Raw genomic sequence first — 370 nt, 5'->3', positions numbered from 1 at the left:
CTACGGCCTGTGATCGCTTGAACCACCCGATGCGGTGAGCGTTTCGCCTCTCCTGAGCGAGGAGGAGCGATGCTGTCGGACGCGCAATGGGCCGAGCTGGAGCCGCTGGTGGAAGCCTGCCGGCCGAAGGGCAAGACGCCGCCACAGGATCTGCGCCGCACCGTCTCGGCCATCCTCTGGCGGCATCAGAACGGAGCCAAGTGGCGCGCCGTGCCAGCTGAACTCGGACCCTGGTGGCGTGCGGCCCAGGTCTTCATCCGGTGGGCACGTGCCGGCGTCTGGGAGCGGCTCCTCAGCCTCGTTCAGGAGCGCGGCGTGCAGCTCGGCATGGTGTTCCTCGACGGCACCAGCGTGCGCGCTCACCAGAAGG

Annotated in this window: 1 protein-coding gene; it reads left to right on the top strand. The window is 68.9% G+C overall.

All coding sequences use genetic code 11. The features are described from left to right. Positions 1–69 precede the first annotated feature (69 nt). Positions 70–370, top strand: a 301-nt coding sequence (locus WDW90_RS38475; protein ID WP_336492919.1) for a transposase, incomplete at its 3' end; no start/stop codon positions are given.

Source organism: Methylobacterium nigriterrae, from assembly GCF_037106235.1.
GTDB lineage: Bacteria > Pseudomonadota > Alphaproteobacteria > Rhizobiales > Beijerinckiaceae > Methylobacterium > Methylobacterium nigriterrae.
This window is presented reverse-complemented; position numbering and strand designations above follow the sequence as displayed.